General features: G+C 71.0%; 18 protein-coding genes. 8 read left to right on the top strand and 10 right to left on the bottom strand.

Annotated elements, in window-relative coordinates:
* Positions 1-68: 68 nt before the first annotated feature.
* The 3 genes from ACVW19_RS21485 to ACVW19_RS21495 are packed head-to-tail and all read right to left on the bottom strand — an operon-like array spanning position 69 to position 1,991.
* The gene (locus tag ACVW19_RS21485; protein ID WP_457460939.1) at positions 69-869 is read right to left on the bottom strand and encodes an NUDIX hydrolase; all 801 of its coding nucleotides are present in this window, start codon (positions 867-869) and stop codon (positions 69-71) included.
* On the bottom strand, positions 866-1,156 hold the full coding sequence (locus ACVW19_RS21490) for a DUF397 domain-containing protein (protein WP_457460940.1): 291 nt from the start codon (positions 1,154-1,156) through the stop codon (positions 866-868). The genes ACVW19_RS21485 and ACVW19_RS21490 overlap by 4 nt, the downstream gene beginning before the upstream one ends.
* Positions 1,137-1,991, bottom strand: coding sequence for a helix-turn-helix domain-containing protein (locus ACVW19_RS21495; protein WP_457460941.1), 855 nt, complete (start codon positions 1,989-1,991; stop codon positions 1,137-1,139). Before ACVW19_RS21495 ends, ACVW19_RS21490 begins: the two co-directional genes overlap by 20 nt.
* A 180-nt stretch (positions 1,992-2,171) precedes the next feature.
* Between ACVW19_RS21495 and ACVW19_RS21500 the strand changes: the two genes are divergently transcribed.
* Positions 2,172-2,381 carry a hypothetical protein gene (locus ACVW19_RS21500; protein WP_457460942.1) on the top strand — a complete coding sequence of 70 codons (210 nt, stop codon included), beginning with the start codon at positions 2,172-2,174 and terminating at the stop codon, positions 2,379-2,381.
* A gap of 489 nt (positions 2,382-2,870) precedes the next feature.
* Here the strand turns inward: ACVW19_RS21500 and ACVW19_RS21505 are convergent, their stop codons facing one another.
* Complete coding sequence (locus tag ACVW19_RS21505) at positions 2,871-3,221, bottom strand: hypothetical protein (RefSeq protein ID WP_457460943.1); 351 nt, start codon at positions 3,219-3,221, stop codon at positions 2,871-2,873.
* A gap of 271 nt (positions 3,222-3,492) precedes the next feature.
* Here ACVW19_RS21505 and ACVW19_RS21510 point away from each other — a divergent pair, with 271 nt between their 5' ends.
* Entirely contained in the window at positions 3,493-3,930 is a 438-nt protein-coding gene (locus tag ACVW19_RS21510; protein WP_457460944.1) for an SMI1/KNR4 family protein, read from the top strand.
* Positions 3,931-4,048: 118 nt separating this feature from the next.
* On the opposite strand, the gene ACVW19_RS21515 is transcribed toward ACVW19_RS21510, so the two are convergent.
* The 3 genes from ACVW19_RS21515 to ACVW19_RS21525 all read right to left on the bottom strand — a co-directional run bounded on the left by ACVW19_RS21515 (position 4,049) and on the right by ACVW19_RS21525 (position 7,504).
* Positions 4,049-5,140: a DUF4190 domain-containing protein gene (locus ACVW19_RS21515; protein WP_457460945.1), complete on the bottom strand. Its 1,092-nt coding sequence runs from the start codon at positions 5,138-5,140 to the stop codon at positions 4,049-4,051.
* A 619-nt stretch (positions 5,141-5,759) separates the two neighbouring features.
* Positions 5,760-6,182 (bottom strand): SCO4983 family protein, encoded by a 423-nt coding sequence (locus ACVW19_RS21520; RefSeq protein WP_457460946.1) that lies wholly within the window; start codon positions 6,180-6,182, stop codon positions 5,760-5,762.
* 110 nt (positions 6,183-6,292) lie between these two features.
* Positions 6,293-7,504, bottom strand: a complete 1,212-nt coding sequence (locus tag ACVW19_RS21525) for a pyridoxal phosphate-dependent aminotransferase (RefSeq protein ID WP_457460947.1) — start codon at positions 7,502-7,504, stop codon at positions 6,293-6,295.
* A 187-nt stretch (positions 7,505-7,691) separates the two neighbouring features.
* On the opposite strand from ACVW19_RS21525, the gene ACVW19_RS21530 reads away from it, so the two are divergent.
* Positions 7,692-8,012: a hypothetical protein gene (locus ACVW19_RS21530; RefSeq protein WP_457460948.1), complete on the top strand. Its 321-nt coding sequence runs from the start codon at positions 7,692-7,694 to the stop codon at positions 8,010-8,012.
* Between the two features lie 22 nt (positions 8,013-8,034).
* Here the strand turns inward: ACVW19_RS21530 and ACVW19_RS21535 are convergent, their stop codons facing one another.
* Together ACVW19_RS21535 and ACVW19_RS21540 are read right to left on the bottom strand one after the other, a co-directional pair.
* Positions 8,035-9,645, bottom strand: coding sequence for an N-acyl-D-amino-acid deacylase family protein (locus tag ACVW19_RS21535; protein ID WP_457460949.1), 1,611 nt, complete (start codon positions 9,643-9,645; stop codon positions 8,035-8,037).
* A 12-nt stretch (positions 9,646-9,657) separates the two neighbouring features.
* Positions 9,658-10,935 carry an amino acid deaminase gene (locus ACVW19_RS21540; RefSeq protein WP_457460950.1) on the bottom strand — a complete coding sequence of 426 codons (1,278 nt, stop codon included), beginning with the start codon at positions 10,933-10,935 and terminating at the stop codon, positions 9,658-9,660.
* A 235-nt stretch (positions 10,936-11,170) separates the two neighbouring features.
* On the opposite strand from ACVW19_RS21540, the gene ACVW19_RS21545 reads away from it, so the two are divergent.
* The 5 genes from ACVW19_RS21545 (at position 11,171) to ACVW19_RS21565 (ending at position 15,976) form a co-directional block, all read left to right on the top strand.
* Complete coding sequence (locus ACVW19_RS21545; RefSeq protein ID WP_457460951.1) at positions 11,171-12,292, top strand: sugar kinase; 1,122 nt, start codon at positions 11,171-11,173, stop codon at positions 12,290-12,292.
* Positions 12,289-13,047: an IclR family transcriptional regulator gene (locus ACVW19_RS21550; protein WP_457460952.1), complete on the top strand. Its 759-nt coding sequence runs from the start codon at positions 12,289-12,291 to the stop codon at positions 13,045-13,047. Before ACVW19_RS21545 ends, ACVW19_RS21550 begins: the two co-directional genes overlap by 4 nt.
* Positions 13,048-13,060: 13 nt before the next feature.
* Positions 13,061-13,471 carry a RidA family protein gene (locus ACVW19_RS21555; protein ID WP_457460953.1) on the top strand — a complete coding sequence of 137 codons (411 nt, stop codon included), beginning with the start codon at positions 13,061-13,063 and terminating at the stop codon, positions 13,469-13,471.
* Positions 13,472-13,609: 138 nt separating this feature from the next.
* Positions 13,610-15,106, top strand: a complete 1,497-nt coding sequence (locus ACVW19_RS21560) for a GntP family permease (protein WP_457460954.1) — start codon at positions 13,610-13,612, stop codon at positions 15,104-15,106.
* Positions 15,107-15,247: 141 nt separating this feature from the next.
* Positions 15,248-15,976, top strand: coding sequence for a hypothetical protein (locus ACVW19_RS21565; RefSeq protein WP_457460955.1), 729 nt, complete (start codon positions 15,248-15,250; stop codon positions 15,974-15,976).
* Between the two features lie 36 nt (positions 15,977-16,012).
* Here ACVW19_RS21565 and ACVW19_RS21570 read toward each other — a convergent pair whose 3' ends face one another.
* Complete coding sequence (locus ACVW19_RS21570; RefSeq protein WP_457460956.1) at positions 16,013-17,350, bottom strand: M14 family metallopeptidase; 1,338 nt, start codon at positions 17,348-17,350, stop codon at positions 16,013-16,015.
* Between the last annotated feature and the right edge of the window lie 47 nt (positions 17,351-17,397).

Below are 17,397 nucleotides of genomic sequence, written 5' to 3' on the forward strand. Positions count from 1 at the left end.
GGCCGAGCCCGGGAGGCGTGACCACCGAAGTCCACCTTGCCTGCCACGGCCGGAGGCCGACCTCGGGTTCATCCACCACCTGGCCGAGATCGCGGTGCCCCGCGACCTGTGGCGGGCTCGCCCGTCCGACCGGTGGGCCGGAACCGGCCGTGGCGGCGCAGGACCGGCTCCAGGTAGGCCACCCGCAGGCCACCGAGGCCGGTCAGGTCGGCGCGGGAGCGGACGAGGGCGAGGCGGTCCAGTTCCGGGACGCGGCCGAGGGCGTGTTCGGCGGAGGTGAGGGCGGCGAAGCGCTCGTACAGCCAGGGCTCCGGTCGGGGCGGGGCCTGGAACAGGACGCCGACACTGCCGTTCGCGCCCCGGGTGACCTGCCAGGGGGTGAGGTCGTCGGCAGGAGTGTCGACACCGGTCTCCTCGGCCAGCTCCCGGGACGCGTGACGGCGGAGGGCAGCCAGGTCGAGGGGCTCGCCGTCCGGTGGGGGTTCGACCGAGCCGCCCGGCAGCTGCCAGCGGCCGGGCGCGGTCGTCCAGGACGCCATCCGCCCCACCAGCAGGCGCCCGTCGTCCACCGGCTGCGCGACGGCCACGAACAGGGACGGCAGCCGTACGGACGCGCCGGGCACCCTGCGCAGGACGTAGAACCGGTGGGTCGCCCGCACCCAGGTCAGGACGAGGCCGTCACGTGCGTCGTGTTCCAGACCCGTACACCCGGCCACCGGCCCGTCGAACAGGGCAGGGTTGACCCGGACCGCCGCGTCCCAGGCGTCGTCCATGGCGTGACGGTCCTCGGGGGACAGCCGGGGCGGCGGGGCTTCGATCAGGCGGAGCCGGTCGGTGTCGAAGAGGTCGACGCCGGACGGCTGCGTCACGCGGTGGGCGCCGACTTGAGGGACGTGACGAACGACGTCCAGGCCGGGGCCGTGATGGTGAGGACCGGGCCGTGGGGGACCTTGGAGTCGCGGACGGGGACGACGCCGGTGTGGGCGTCGCACACTTCGAGGCAGTTGCCGCCGTCGCCGTTGCTGTAGGTGCTCTTGCGCCAGCGGGCGGCGCCGGGGAAGGCCTCGGCCACCTCTACGCAGTTGCCGCCGCTGCCGTTGCTGTAGCTGCTCTTGCGCCAGACGGCCGTGCGCAAATCAGTTCCGTGGTTTGCCATTTCGGTCATCCTCAGCCGCTTGCTCGATCAGGGCGAGGGACGCCTTCGGAGGCAGTGCGGCGGCCCTGAGCAGATCGTACGACCTGCGGTACTCCTTCACGAGACCCGGATCGTCGATGGTGTCCCCGCTGTGCAGCGCCTCCGTGTAGACCAGGGGTGGGGCATCAGGGAAGGTCATGATCATTGCAGTGCCCAGCATGAAGGGATGTGCCCCGCAGTTCCACGGAAGGATCTGGGGAACGATCCGGTGCCGTCGGGCCAGTGCCGCGATGTGCTCCAGCTGTTCGGCCGCCTGCTCCGGCGGGAGGATCGGCTGGCGCAGCACGGACTCGGACAGGATTGCCCAGTACACCGGGGTCTTGTGGTTCTCCTCGAAGAGGCGGGCGCGCGCCAGCCGGGCGGTGGCCTTCTCCTCCACCTCCTCGTCCGGTGCCAGTGGGTGCGTCGCTCGCACCACGGCCCGCGCGTACGCATCTGTCTGCAACAGGCCAGGAATCAGGGTCGGACACCACTCCTCGATGGTCTCCGCGTGCTTCTCCGCATCCAGCACCCGCTCGAAGTAGCTCGCGTGTCCCCGCCGTTTCGCCCGCCGCACGTCCTCGCAGCGGCGGCGGAAGAAGCCGTCCGTGCCGAGGACCTTGTCGACGTGGTCGGCGAGTTCCGCCGGCATGCGGCGTGTGCCGCGCTCGATCTCGCTGAGGTGACTGGGGCCGTAGAAGCTGCCCTCGACCAGCTGCTGGAGCGTCAGCCCGGCCTCCTCCCGCTTCCACCGCAACTCGCTGCCGTAGAAGGTCGGGACGCCCGTTGATCCGTCGATGTCCTTGCGCTGCCCCATCGTTCACCGTCCTCGGTGTGCCGTTACCGCCCACTGCCCGGCGTTCCCCGGCCCGCGCCGACTCCTGCCGGGCATACGTGCAGTTCAGGGCCGGGAGCCCGAACCCCTGTCACGCTACGGAGTTCGGCGGCAGAGTGTGAGCGGTTCGTCACTCACGGCACTGGAAGGTGTGAACTCCCCATGCACGACCCCCACCCCGCCTCGGCCGACGCCTGCGTCGAGGAACTGCGGGACGCGCTCGCCGCGCACGGCATCACGCTCCCGTCCCTCGGCGTCGACATCCCGACCTTCGCGGCCCGCTACCCCACCCGGCCGCTGATCGCGCTCGGCAACTGCAACCTGCTCACCGCCCGCGCCCTGACCGCCGCCCTCCGCAAGGGGGACGCGTGAGGCGACCACCTCTGACCCTGGAACTGCTCGCCACCCCGGCGGCCGTGTCCGGAGTGCGCCGCGCCCTGCGCGACTACGGCGTCGACGTCCAGCTCTGCGCGAGCGAGCTCGTCACCAACGTGATCCGGCACCTCGGCGAGGGCCTCTCCCCCCCCGCTTACTGTCCTGGCCACGGGGGGTGCCTTGACGAAAGACATAGAGGCACCCCCTAGCGGGCCCTGTCGTCGGTACCCTCCCCGGGCTCTGTAGCCGACGCCGGCTGGTGCTGTCCTGGAAGCAGGGGCTCAGCAGCAGGGGCCACCGGCCCTCACCGCACAGGGGCCACCGGCTCTCACCCGCGCGGGGCCACTGGCCCTCATCACGAATGGGCCGTCAGTTCACCGACGGCCCATTCGTGAAAAATCAAGACAACTGAACGGCATTGACCGCGGCCACGACTACGACCATGACCACGCCCACGCCCACGCCCACGACCGCGGAGAGGTGCCGTCAATACGCGAGATGACGAGGCGCCCCGAATTCCTCCGGAACGGTGAACGGCTCCACCGTCTCATCCTCATCCAGCATCCGGAAAACGAACTCGGCCGTACTCATGTCGAATCGGTGCCATTCCTCCTCGGCGTCAAGCCTCGCGACAACGGGCCAGTGATTCGGGTCGTCGCCCTCCGCCAGCCAGAAGAACTCGGCCTCCTCCACACCCCTCCCCCAGGGAATCAGGCCACCCTTCTCCCTGTCGCCGTCGAAGATCCGGTAGGGGGAGTAGGCCTCGTCGCGGTGCAGAACACGGGTCAGCACGCGGCGCAGCCCCGTCAGCACCCCGATGACGCTGAAGTCGTTCATCTCCTGCCCGGTGAGGAGATTCAGGTAGCCGCTGAAATCCCCCCACCCCGAAGGTCTCCGCGATCTTCTTGAAGTCTTCGGGCAGACCGAAACCCAGCCGTTCCTCCACGGGTCGCCAGTCGATCCGCACGTCGAGCGGCTCCCACGACGTGATGTCGGTAATGCGCTGAACCCAGTCGGTCATTCGGAAGAATCCTTTCATGTGTACCGAGGCAATCACCTTCCTGCGCCCGAGTGGCGTGAGCCTCCCCTCGGCTATGAGGGCGTAGCCGTGTGGGAGACCGAGAACCGGGTGACGCTCCCGGAGCCGTACAGAACCTTCGTTGCGGAGATCAGCAACGGGTGCAGCCTCGGTCCCGCAGAGGACGGCGGTCTGCAGCCGCTCGGGTGGCTGCCGGAGAGTTGGCCGGACCTCGGTCCGCGGCAGCCGGGAGAACTGTTCCCCCTGGAGGCGGCCTGGCAGTGGGAGGACGACGAGACGGTCGATCCTGAGGGCGATCCACGCACCGATGCCGTGTACACCAAGGGGTCGGTCGTTCTCGGCTCGGAGGACGGGCAGTCGTTCTGGGTGCTGGTGACCGCGGGGCCCCGCCGGGGCGAGGTCTGGATGGTGGCCGACGTGGGGGCCGGCCCGGTGCCCGGGGAGGATGCATGGGGCTTCGAGCGGTGGGTGCGGCAGTGGCACTCCGGTGAGGCTTGGTCGGCCTGAACGGCTGCCTCGGACGCCGTCGAAACACGTGGACAGAGCCAATGGCGCATGCGGCCACCAGGGGTGACGGCGATCGCTGCTGCCCCCGCCGGGCGCAACGTCCCTGCTCACTGACGATTCAACTGCGATCCCTGCCGGCCCGGCGGGCCCGGTCGGCTGCGGAGGCGGCGGTGCGCTCGAGTTCCTGGGTCGGTTCGGACGCGGGCAGGGGGAGATCCAGCAGGCCGCGTATCCGGCGGTGGTGCTGCTCTCCGTTGTGCCGGTCGAGGGACCGCAGATGGCTGAGGAAGGCGTCGGCGTCGGGTGCTTCGGCTGCCTGCTGCCAGAAGGGCAGTCCTGCTTCGAGGTCCGCCACGAGTCGGCCGGTGGGCGCTTCCGCGCCCGGAAGGTCGGCGTCCTTGAGCAGTCGGATGGTCTCGGCCTGCGCCTGGGCCATGTCTCCGGCCCAGGCGGTGGCGCCGGCGAGGTCCTGCTGCGGGCTCTTCGCCGGGCGGAGTGCGCCGGCGGTGTTCAGCGGTTTCACCGCCGCGAGGAACTCCAGTTGGGCGGCGTCCAGATCGGAGGCGTTCCCGCGCACCGAGACGTCGAGTTCGGTGTTGTCCGGCCGGGCCACCCAGCACACCACGGTGCGCCGCCCGGCCGCCCATCCCTCCTCGTCGGGATGGAAGTAGTAGGTCTGCAGTCGTCCGAAGGCCAGCGGATCGAGCGCGTAGTCCATGAAGAGCCTCGCGCACTGTGGCCAGGCGGTCGCCGTGATGCCGTCGAGCCCCGGGAAGTCACCCTCGGTGAGGGTGAAGGAGGCGTAGGCCTCCGCGCGGTGCGGTTTGTCGCAGGGGATCAGTTCCACACTTCCGCCCAGCGGCGGTCTTCCCGGTTTCGGCAGTCCGCCAGGCGGGGTGAAGCAGTCACCGGTGCGGATCGACTGGATCGTGGTCCAGCCCGGCTTTGTGACGTCGCCGCTGTCGCTGCGAGCGGGAAGTGTCCAGATCCTGAAGTCGATGACCGGGATGACGACAGCGGCCAGCAGGAGAATCGCTCCGGAGACGGAGACACCGGCGATCGCCAGTCCCTTGCCCCGCTGCCTCCGTCTGGGGATCTGCCACAGCGCGATACAGCCGAAGACCAGCCCCAGGGGCGCGAGGCAGAGCAGCGACGTCACCAGGGAGGTGACCGCCAGGCCGTTCAACGCTGGTGGCGCGGGCGGGGGCATCGGATGCCACTGTGGTTCGGGACAGGGCCACGGGCCGGGCGGCTCGTGAGGATTCGGCGGAGGGGGGGACCGACATCCGATTCCAGCCTTTCTGGGACTGGGACTGCTGTGAGTCCTGCCGCAGCCCGCTCAGCGCATCAGTGAAAGCCGGCGCGGATGTGCGAACCCGAGTCAGTTCCAAGTCGGAAGTGTGATGACCAGACCCCACAGAAGGCCTGCCGTCTACGTACCAGGCCCGGAAGCCGGCTACGTTCCGCCGCCCGTGAGCAGGTGAAAGGCCGGCTCGCGGGTGCGCGGGCGCATTATTGACCAACGGATCGAGAGTTCGTCAAGCCCAAGGACATTCAGGGAATTCACCCCACCGAAAAGCAGTTACTTCGCCCTTTTTGTTCTCTCGGTCGCGCTCCACTCGGCGCTGCCGGAGATCCGCCGCACGGCGGGCGCGTCGGAGTACGCGGGCTGATCTGCATACACGAGCCGATCCCGCGGGGAAACGCCGACGGGGCACCCCGGGCGGGTTGCCCGGGGTGCCCCGTCGGGGTGCGCGGTGCGTGGCGCCCGGTCCGTGCGTCGCTGCGGGTGCACACGGACCGGGGCCGTCTGGGGGAGCCCGGTGGGCTCAGCGGGACGCGAGGTCGCGCGGTTCGAGGGCCGCGGTGTGCGCGTCCATCCGTTCGGCGGCCAGAATCGCGGCCACCGTGTCGGCGCGGGAGGCGGCGACGACCAGGGCGCGGCCCGCGCGGGCGTGCGCCTGTCGGTGCAGGGCCGCGGCGTTCGCCTGGCGGCCCCTCGTGGTCGCCGACGCGCGAGCCGGCTTACGTCCTCCCCGCAGGCGGGTCACCTGCTCGGCGAGCCGCTCGGCCGCGGTGTCCAGATCGGCCGAGGGTGCCGCGACGCGCAGCTCGTCGGTGACGGCGAGCAGCGCGGCGAGATGGCCCGCGAGCTGGATGTCCAGCTCTTCCTCACGGGAGCGGTGGGGGAAGTCGTGGGGGGTGCCGGCCATCGTGCGGTGGACCGACTTACTGCGGATCGGTTCGTACATGGATGGCCTCCTGGGTGCTGGCAGGAAACCATCCTAGCTTGGATTTCGTCTAAAGTTGAGTCGTTCACAAGATCGGACAGCTTAGGCACGCAGGGTGAGCGCGCACCTCGTCAGAGCTGGCCGTAGCCGTCCAGGAAACGGGCGATCCGGCCCATCGCGTCCCGCAGGTCGTCGACCGACGGCAGGGTCACCACCCGGAAGTGGTCGGGTTCCGTCCAGTTGAAGCCGGTGCCGTGCACGACCATGATCTTCTCGTTGCGCAGCAGGTCCAGGACCATCTGCCGGTCGTCCCTGATCTTGAAGACGTTCGGGTCGAGGCGCGGGAAGAGGTACAGGGCCCCCTTCGGCTTCACGCAGGTCACGCCCGGGATCTGGGTCAGCAGCTCGTACGCCACATCCCGCTGCTCGCGCAGCCGGCCGCCCGGCAGCACCAGGTCGTTGATCGTCTGGCGTCCGCTGAGCGCGGCGACCACTCCGTGCTGGCCCGGCATGTTCGCGCACAGGCGCATGTTCGCCAGGATCGTCAGGCCCTCGATGTAGGAGTCGGCGTGCGCGCGGGGCCCGGAGACCGACATCCAGCCCACCCGGTAGCCGGCCACCCGGTACGCCTTCGACATGCCGTTGAAGGTGAGGGTGAGCAGGTCGGGGGCGACGGAGGCGGTGGGGATGTGGACGGCGCCGTCGTAGAGGATCTTGTCGTAGATCTCGTCCGAGCAGACCAGCAGGTTGTGGCGGCGGGCGATGTCGGTCAGGCCCTTGACCATCGCCTCGTCGTACACCGCGCCGGTCGGGTTGTTCGGGTTGATGATCACGATCGCCTTGGTGCGGTCGGTGACCTTGCGCTCGATGTCGGCGAGGTCCGGCATCCAGTCGGACTGCTCGTCGCAGCGGTAGTGCACCGCCGTGCCGCCCGACAGGGAGACGGCGGCCGTCCACAGCGGGTAGTCCGGCGCCGGGACCAGCACCTCGTCCCCGTCGTCCAGCAGCCCCTGCATCGCCATCACGATCAGCTCGGAGACGCCGTTGCCGATGAAGACGTGCTCGACGTCGGTCTCGATGCCGAGGGTCTGGTTGTGCATGACGACCGCCCGGCGCGCGGCCAGCAGCCCCTTCGCGTCGCCGTAGCCGTGCGCCGACGACACGTTGCGCAGGACGTCCTCGAGGATCTCGGGCGGGCACTCGAAGCCGAAGGCGGCCGGGTTGCCGGTGTTCAGCTTGAGGATGCGGTGACCGGCAGCTTCCAGCCGCATCGCCTCCTCGAGCACCGGGCCCCGGATCTCGTAACAGACGTTGGCGAGCTTGGTCGACTGGATCACCTGCATGCTGGGAGCTTACGGCTCGGTAATGGCTCGTGCGTCGTGTCATCCGCCACGTGAGACGCAACGGTTCGGGTCGTTATGTCCGCGCGGGGCCCCGTGGTCCCCCGCCTTCCCGCCGTGCGGCGCCCCATCCGAGCCCTCTCGGGCGGGGCGGGGGCGCGGCGCTCGACGGCCCCGGGTTCCCCCGAACGTGTACCGGTCCGACGCCTCCACCACCTCCACACCCACCCTCCCCACGCCGGCCGCCTCCCCCTCCGCAGGTCCGGGAGATCCTGGCACGGGTGGCGGCCGGCACGGCCATCCCGGTTCGCCGGTCGTCGACGACGCCACCGGCAACACGGGCGGCGGACGCTGCACGATGAACAACCCGTGCGAGGCCGACGAGAACGGCGCCGTCACGGTCCGCCGGAACATCAACTACGTCCAGCAGACCTACCCGCTCACCGCCTGCTTCGGCCTGGACGGCAGGCTCGACCCGCACGCGGGCGGCTGCACCCCGCCCAAGCCGTGACCCGCCCGGCGCGGGCGGGCGGTCAGCGGGGAGACCTGCGGACCGCCCGCCCCGCCAGTACGTCGGTGCGCCGTCCGTCCTCCATCACGAACCGCCCGTCGACCAGCACGTACGGGATGCCCACGGGGAGCGCCCGGGGCTGCTCGAAGGTGGAGCCCGCGGCCACCGTCTTGGGATCGAACAGCACCAGGTCGGCCCTGTACCCCTCGCGGACCAGTCCGCGGTCCGCGAGCCGCAGCCGGGCGGCCGGCCGCGAGGTCAGGTGCGCGACGCACTCCTCCAGCGACAGCACGCCCAGCTCCCGCACGTACCGCCCGAGATACTGCGGGAACGTGCCGTACGCGCGCGGGTGCGGCTTGGCGCCCTGGAGGATGCCGTCCGAGCCGCCGGTGTGCACCCGGTGCCGCATGATCGCCCGCACGTTCTCCTCGTGGCCGACGTGCTGCAGGATCGACGGGGCCAGCCTGTCCTTGAGCAGCAGCTCGCGGGCGAGGGCCCACGGGCTCTCCCCGCGCAGTTCGGCCGACTCCCGCACCGTGCGGCCCACGTACTCGCCGAGTGCGGGGTCGCCCACCCCGGAGATCTCGATGGTGTCCCACTCGATGGGCACCCCGTGGCAGCCGTCCGAGCCGGTCACCTCCAGGTGGTGCCGGATCCGCTCGGCCGTCCCGTCGTCCGCGAGCCGTCTGAGCGTCTCCTCCGGGCCGCCCTCGCTCGCCCAGCTCGGCAGCATCGCGACGAGGGTGGTGCAGCCCGGCGTGTACGGGTACGTGTCGAGGCTGATGTCGGCGCCGGCGGCCAGCGCCTCGTCCAGCAGGGCCAGCAGTTCGGGCGCCCTGCCCTTGTTCACGCCGAAGTTCATCGTCGCGTGCGCCAGGTGCAGCGCGCAGCCCGCCTCCCGGGTGAGCGCCACCATCTCCGCGTACGCCTCGAGGGCGCCCGCGCCGTAGGAGCGGTGGTGCGGGCAGTAGTAGCCGCCGTACCGCGCCACCACCCGGCACAGCTCGGTGAGTTCGGCCTCCTCGGCGTACATGCCGGGCGTGTACGTCAGCCCCGACGACATGCCGACCGCGCCCTGCTCCATGCCCTCCGCGACCAACTGCCGCATCCGGTCCAGCTCCCGGGGCGTCGCCTCCCGGTCCTCCCAGCCGACGGCGAGCGCGCGGACCGTGCCCTGCGGGATCAGATACGCGGCGTTGACCGCGATGCCCGCGTCGAGCCGGTCCAGGTACTCGCCCACCGAACGCCAGTCGAAGTCGATGTCGTCCCCGCCGCCGTTCCAGCCGGCGATGGCCGAGCGCACCTCGCCGAGCGTGCGGTCGTCGACCGGCGCGTACGACAGGCCGTCCTGGCCCAGTACTTCGAGGGTGACGCCCTGCGCCGCCTTGGCGCTGTGGTCGGGGTCGCGCAGCAGCGCCAGATCGCTGTGCGCGTGCATGTCGATGAAGCCGGGGGCCAGGACCAGCCCCTCGGCGTCCAGTTCACGGCGGGCCTTCGGGCGCTGACAGCCCGCTGCCGCCGCCTCCTTCACGATCGAGACGATCCGGCCGCCGTCGACGACCACGTCCGCGCGGTAGGAGAGGTCGCCGGAGCCGTCCACGACGTCGGCGTCCCGGATGACGAGTTCTTCCATGCCCCGGCCCTCCTAGAAGAACGTGCGGATGTAGTCGACCACCGTGCCGTCCGCCTCCGTCACGGGGATGAGTACCCACTTGTCGAACGACGTGCACGGGTGCGACAGTCCGAGCCCCAGCCAGTCGCCGACCTCCAGGTCGGTCTCCGGGGTGGTGCGCAGCCAGGCGTGCTGGTCGGAGAGGGAGACCACCGAGACGCCGGTGGCCGGGCGCTCGGCGCCGTCCCGGCGGATCACCTGGGCGAACGGCAGGTCGAGGTCGTAGGCGGCGTCCCGCTTGCCGGCGTTGGCGAAGGCCTGGTCGGCGGACGGGCGGGAGACGATCTGCGTCCACAGCCGGAACGCCGGTTCCAGCGCGCCCTCCTCCGGCACCCGGTTGAACGGCGTCACCGCGCTGTAGTGCCCGTCGTCGTGCGAGACGTACGCGCCCGAGCGCAGCAACTTCAGTACGGGAGAGGGGAGTTCGGGAATCTCGGCGAAGACGTCGGCCACCGTGTCGAACCAGGCGCTGCCGCCCGCGCTCACCACGATCTCGTCCAGGCCCGCGAACCGGCCCGCCTTGTCGAAGTCCACCGCCAGGGCCACCAGCCGCCGCAGCCACGCCCGCACCCGCTCCGGGTCGGCGTCCGGCACCTCGGCCTCGTACCCGGCGACCCCGACCAGCCGCAGACCGCGCGCGCCCGCCACCGCGTCGGCGACGGCGGCGCACTCCGCCTCCGTGCGCACCCCGGTCCGGGCGCCCTCACCGGCGGCGAGCTCGATCACCACGTCCACCGGGCGGGCGGACCCGGCGAGGGCGGCGTCCATCAGCTCGACGCCGCGCACGGAGTCGACGTAGCAGACGAAGCGGAAGTCCGGGTCGGCGTCCAGCTCACCGGAGACCCAGTGCAGGGCCGCCGCGTCCACCACCTCGTTGGCCAGGAAGATCCGCCGGACACCGAACGACCGTGCCACCCGCACCTGGTGCGGCACCGCGAGCGTGATGCCCCAGGCGCCGTGCTCGATCTGGCGCCGGAAGAGCTGCGGGGCCATGGAGGTCTTGCCGTGCGGGGCGAAGGCGAGGCCGTGCCGGGCCGCGTACGTCTCCATCAGCTTCAGGTTGTGCTCCAGGCGCTCGGCGGACAGCGCGAGCACCGGGGTGGTGAAACCGCCGGTGAACAGGTTGCGGCGCTGGGCGGCCAGCTCGCCGACGGTCAGCCCGGCGGCGTCCGGCGGGAGGCCCTTGAAACGGTGGTCGACGCGTTCCTCGGTGAGGTGCTGGTAGCTGTCGGAGCCGGGGTCGAGGACCATCAGAGCCTCCCTGATCTGGCGTGTTGCACTCTCTGCAACATCCATTGCGTATGTCGCTTACGGCTGTCTAACATCTCGGCCACGCGGGGTCAACGGAAACGCGTCCCCGCCACCACCGCAACCGCCCACGCGACCGCCCCACGCGACCGCCCCACGCAGCCACCGCGGACGACGCCGCGGACGCCCGCCACCGCCCCCGCCGCCCGACCCCGCCACGCCGAGGAGCCCCGCCATCGTGACCGCCACCGGACCCCGCACCGCCCCCGACGTCGTGGAGGTCGTCGACGTCGTCGCGCTGGGCGAGTCCATGGTGACGTTCCTGCCCTCCCGGCCGGGCCGCCTCGCCGACGTGCCCTCCTTCGAACGGGCCATCGGCGGCGCGGAGTCCAACACCGCGTGCGTGCTCGCGGCGGCCGGACACCCGGCACGCTGGATCAGCGCGGTCGGCCAGGACGGCTTCGGCGACCACCTCGTCCGGGCCGTCGGGGAGTACGGCGTCGACGTGTCGTACGTCCGGCGCGACCCGCACCGCCCCACCGGCGTCTACTTCCGCACCGCCGGCGACCGCGCCACCGACGCCCACGAGGTCGCCTACTACCGGGCCGGCTCCGCCGCCTCCGCGATGAGCCCCCACACCGTCGACCTGGCCGCCGCCCGCGCCGCCCGCGTCCTGCACCTGTCCGGCATCACCGCCGCGCTCTCCGCCGGCTGCCTGGACCTCATGCGGGAGCTGACCTCCCGCCGCCCCGGCCGCCCGCTCGTCTCCTTCGACGTCAACCACCGGCCGGGACTGTGGCGCGACAGCGCCGCCCACGGCCCCGAGGTACTGCTGGAACTGGCCCGCGGCGCCGACATCGTCTTCGTGGGCGAGGACGAGGCGCGCGAGGCCTGGGGCCTGCGGGACGCCGCCGCCGTACGGGAGGAGCTGCCGGAACCGGAGATCCTGGTCGTCAAGCAGGGCAGCCGCGGCGCGACGGCCTACGGCCCGGGCGGGGCCGGCCCCGGCACCGCGGACACCGACGCCGCGGTCTTCGCCCCGTCCCTCGACGTGGACGTCGTGGCCGCCGTCGGCGCGGGCGACGCCTTCGCCGCCGGGTACCTCTCCGCCACCCTGCGCGCCCTGCCCGTACGGGACCGGCTCCGGCACGGCCACCTCGCGGCCGCCGCCGCCCTCACCACCTCCGGTGACCTCGCCGCACCCCCCGCCCGCGAGCTGGCCGACCGGCTGGCCGCCCTGGACGACCCGGCGTGGGGGAGACTGCGTCTCGGCCCCGGTTGGACCGAGACCGACACCGCGGGCGCGCACCCGGACGCGGGCCACGCGGACCGGGCCGAGGAGGAGGGACGTACCCCATGAGCCAGACCGTCGACCGTGCGCTGAGCATCCTGCCGCTGCTCGCCGAGGGCCCCGCCGACCTCGGGCAGGTCGCCGACCGCCTGGGCGTGCACAAGTCCACGGCGCTGCGGCTGCTGCGCACCCTGCACGAGCACGGACTCGTCTACCGCCAGTCCGACCAGCGCTACCGGCTCGGCGCCCGCCTCTTCGCCCTCGCCCAGGAGGCGATGGAGAACCTCGACGTCCGGGAGATCGCCCACCCCCACCTCGCCCGCCTCAACGAGCGGTGCGGCCACACCGTGCACCTCGCCGTGTACGAGGAGAACGAGGTCCTCTACATCGACAAGGTGGAGAGCCGCTACCCGGTGCGCATGTACTCGCGGATCGGCAAGCCCGTCGCGATCACCGTCGCCGCCGTGGCCAAGCTGCTCCTCGCCGACCTGCCCGAGCCCGAGCGCCGCGCCCTCGCGGAGCAGCTCGACTACCCCATGTACACGCCCCGTTCGACACCCGACCCGGCCGCGTTCCTGCGGGAGTTGGAGAAGGTGCGCGAACAGGGCTGGGCCACCGACCTCGGCGGCCACGAGGAGTCCATCAACTGCGTCGCCGCGCCGATCCGCGGCGCCGACGGCCGGGTGGTCGCCGCGATGTCGGTCTCCGCGCCGAACGTCGTCGTCACCGCCGACGAACTCCTCACCCTGCTCCCGCTGGTCCGCCGCACCGCGGACGCGATCAGCGGCGAGTACTCCGGCAGAACCCCGGCAGAACTCAAGTGAAGGACAGCCCCGCATGACCGAGAAAGTCGCCCTCACCCCCAGCACCCACACCACCCCGCCCGCGAAGTTCTCTCACGGCGTGCGGAAGGGCAACGTCCTCCAGGTCGCCGGCCAGGTCGGGTTCCTCCCCGCCGAGGAGGGCAAGGCGCCCACACCCGCCGGCCCCACCCTGCGCGAGCAGACCCTCCAGACCCTCGCCAACGTCCAGGCGATCCTCGAAGAGGGCGGCGCCACCTGGGACGACGCGATGATGATCCGCGTCTACCTCACCGACGTGGACCACTTCGCCGAGATGAACCAGATCTACAACACCTACTTCGAGGAGCAGGGCCTCACCCAGCCGCCCGCCGCACGCACGACCGTCTACGTCGGCCTGCCCGCGGGGCTCCTCATCGAGATCGACGCACTGGCCGTACTGGGCTGACGCGCGCTCCCTTCTTCTTCGTCTTCCGTACCTCCCTCACACCTCGTGTGCCACGGCACGGCGTCCACCATCCCTGGGGCGCCGTGCCGCGATCCCCCATGCCCGAAAGCTCCGTGTGCTCAAGCAGAGGACCCCCGAATGTCCCGACTGTCCCAGCCACCCTTTTCGCTCGCCGCCGACGCCGCGGCCGAGGCACCCCCGCACACCGGAGGGCTGCTCCTGCTGATCGACGGCACCGCCGGTCTGCTGACCGTCGCCGCCATCGGCATCGCACTGCTCCTCTTCCTGATCATCAAGGCGCGGGTGCAGCCCTTCGTCGCGCTGCTCGGCGTTTCCATAGCCGTCGGCCTGATGGCCGGCCTGTCGGTCACCGAACTCTTCGGCACGGTCCAGCGTTCGGACGCGGTGTCCACCATCGAGTCGGGGATGGGCGGCATTCTCGGCCATGTCGCGATCATCATCGGCCTCGGCACCATGCTCGGCGCGATCCTCGAGGTCAGTGGCGGCGCCGAGGTACTGGCCTCGCGGCTGCTCGGCGTGTTCGGCGAGAAGCGGGCCCCGCTCGCCATGGGCCTCACCGGTCTGATCTTCGGCATCCCGGTCTTCTTCGACGTCGGCATCTTCGTCCTCGCGCCGATCGTGTACGCCGCCGCCAAACGCTCCGGCAAGTCGATCCTGCTCTACTGCCTGCCGCTGCTCGCGGGTCTGTCCGTCACCCACGCCTTCCTGCCCCCGCACCCCGGCCCGGTGGCCGCCGCCGGACTGCTCGACGTCGACCTCGGCTGGGTCATCCTCATGGGCGTCGTCACCGGCATCCCGGCCGTCATCGCCGCCTGGGTCTACTCCGCCTGGATCGGCAAGCGGATCTTCGTCGCCGTACCGCAGGACATGGTCGAGGCCGCCGAGGAGTCCAAGCAGGCCGTCCTCGACGAGCAGCGCGCCTCAGGCGTCGAGCCGCGCGAGACGCCGGTGCCGCTCGGCACGGTCCTCGGCATCATCGGTACGCCGCTCCTGCTGATCCTCGCCGCGACCTTCTCCTCGATCGCCCTGGAGGAGTCGACGCTGCGCTCGGTCGTCGAGTTCTTCGGCCACCCCTTCGTCGCGCTCACCATCGCCCTGTTCATGGCGTACTACCTGCTCGGCATCCGGCGCGGCTGGTCCCGCAAGTCCCTGGAGACCGTCTCGACGTCCTCGCTGAAGCCGGTCGGCAACATCCTGCTGGTCGTCGGCGCCGGCGGGGTCTTCGGCGCGGTCCTCAAGGGGAGCGGGGTCGCCCAGGCGCTGTCCGACACGTTCAACGACGTCGGGCTGCCGGTGATCGTCCTGTCGTACCTGATCTCCGTGGTGCTCCGGGTCGCGCAGGGTTCGGCGACGGTGGCGATCGTCACGACGGCGGGCATCGTGGCCCCACTGCTGTCCGAGGGGGACCACTCCCAGGCGTTCGTGGCCCTCGTCATCATGGCCATCTCGGCGGGCTCCATCTTCGCCTCGCACGTCAACGACGGCGGGTTCTGGATGGTCGCCAAGTACTTCGGCATCAGCGAGCGGGACACACTGAAGACGTGGACGGTGCTGGAGAGCGTCCTGTCGGTGGCCGGCTTCGTGGTCGCGGCGGCGCTCAGCCTGGCCGTCTGACCCGACCCGCCGACTCCGGCCCGCGAACCCTGTCGGATCATCGTCCGATTGGTGCGAACGGTGGCTCCCATGTAGGCGTCTGATAACGAAAACAGGGGCTGGCTGTGTCCCGCACAGGATCGTCGACCATACTCCTCCGGTGTGGAGCAGCGCATAGGTTCGAGCAGCCAGCCCCTGGAGGGCGCCGGATTCGACCCGGCCTTCATCCCCGGGCTCACCGCCCCCGCGTCCGGCCGCAAGGCGGACGTGAAGGACGAGGTGGAGCCGGAGGAATCGAAGGCGGCGTCGGAGCAGGCGGACGCGGATACGGCGGCGGAGTCCGAGGAGAAGACCTCACCGGAGAAGCCCGAGGCCGCCGACGCCTCGGACGCCTCCGGTGCCTCGGACGCCTCCGACGAGTCCGACGCCTCCGAGGAGGAGTCCGCCCCCGACGGCCCGGTCTTCGAGGCGTCCGACCGCCGCGCCAGGATCGTCGCCGACCACGGTGGCGTACGGCTCCGCCTGGACGACCAGGAGTGCGAGTTCCGCTGGGACGAGATCGGCGCGGTGGAGACGGAGACCGCCCGCTTCGGCAAGCGCTACACGGTCACCGTCCACACCACGGAACGCCGTTGGTACCCGATCGAGATCGAGGCCACCTCCCGCAGCCGCTTCGCCGAGTGGGACACGGAGCTGGACGCGGTCCTGGACGCCTACTTCGACGACGAGGCACCGGAGTCGGAGACGTCCGCCCCCGAGACGCCCGATTCCGAGACACCCGAGGCAGACACGTCCGACACGGACTCGCCCGACACGGACGCCGACGCCGGGAAGTCCGAGCCGGACGCCGACGCGAAGGCCGACGCGGAGGCGAAGGAGGGCAAGTCCTAGCACCGCGACGACCCCTCGCGCCGGGCGGCGGTGCCGCTAACGGCAGTACTGTGCCTCCTTGCCGATGGAGCGGTACATGCAGTCCGCGTTCTCCAGGAGTTGCAGGACGGCGTCCCGGTTCCGGGACGTCTCCCGCTCGATGACCTCGTCGGGCGGGTAGAAGCCGCCGCCCGACGAGGACCTCGGATACATCTCGAAGGTGTAGCCGAAGATCTTGTGCGTGCCCCACAGGTAGTCGTCGATCGACCCGTCCGTGATGTACAGGTCGCTGGACTGCTGCGGCGTGTAGCCGTTGCTCGCGGCCATCTTCTGACCGACCGTCCGGAAGGCGGCCTGGTCGTCGGCCGTCATCCCGGTCGTGGTGTCGGAGTAGGTGTAGCCGAACGGCCACAGCACCAGTTCGCTGTACGTGTGGAAGTCGACGCCCGCCTTGATCTGCTGCACCCCGCCCACGACCCGGCTGCGCACGAAGTCGGCGACGACCTTCACCTCGGGCGCGGACTCGGGAGCCGAACCCCGGTAGGTCTCGGAGGACGTGGAGCCGGAGGAGCCGCCGCAGCAGCCCCAGCGGTAGTCCCAGTTGCGGTTCAGGTCGGTGCCGACGTACGACGAACCGGAGTTGGGCTGCCGGTTCTTGCGCCAGGAGCGGTAGGAGCCGGTGGCGATGTCGTACTCGCCGCCGTCCGGGTTGAGGTCCGGGATGATCCAGATCTCCCGGCCGTCGACCATGTCGGTGATCCGCGAGTCGCTGCCGTATCCCGCGCCGAGTTCGCGCAGCAGGTACAGCGCCATCTCCACGGTCAGGTGCTCACGCGCGTGCTGGTGGTGGGTGAACAGGACCTCGGGCTCGTTCTCGTCCGCCGTCACGTTGTCGCTGATCTTGATGGCGACGATGTCCCGGCCCTGGTAGGAGCGGCCGATCACCCGTTTGCTCATGATGTTCGGGTACGCCGACAGTCGCTGGTCGATCTCCGCGTTCATCTCGGCGTAGTTGTGGTAGCGGGAGTCGGCCGATGGGAAGTCGAACAGCCGCAGACCGTCGGCGGCGGACGAGCGGTCGGGGGCGGCGCCCAACGGCGTCACCTCGTAACCCTTTTGGCGCAGGGTGCGGATCTGGTCCGCACGGCCGGAGACGACCACCGTCTCCTCGTCGGCCTCGTCCACGGTGACCCCGGCCCGCTGAATCTCCGTACGGGTCACGGGAGTCGTGTGCTGATGGATCTCGTACTGGCGGATGTCGTCGGCCGAGGCCGCCGCCGGCTCCGTGCTGTCGGCGTCGGCCTGAGTGGCCGTCATCGAGACGGGCGCGGCGAGGGCGAGGGCGAGGAGTGCGGCGAGCACGGCGGAGCGTCTGCCGCGTGTGCGAAGTCGCATGAAGTCTCCTTGTGGGAGGTGGGGTTGTCCATGGCGACGTGCCTAAC

This window comes from Streptomyces sp. TE5632 (genome assembly GCF_054061295.1).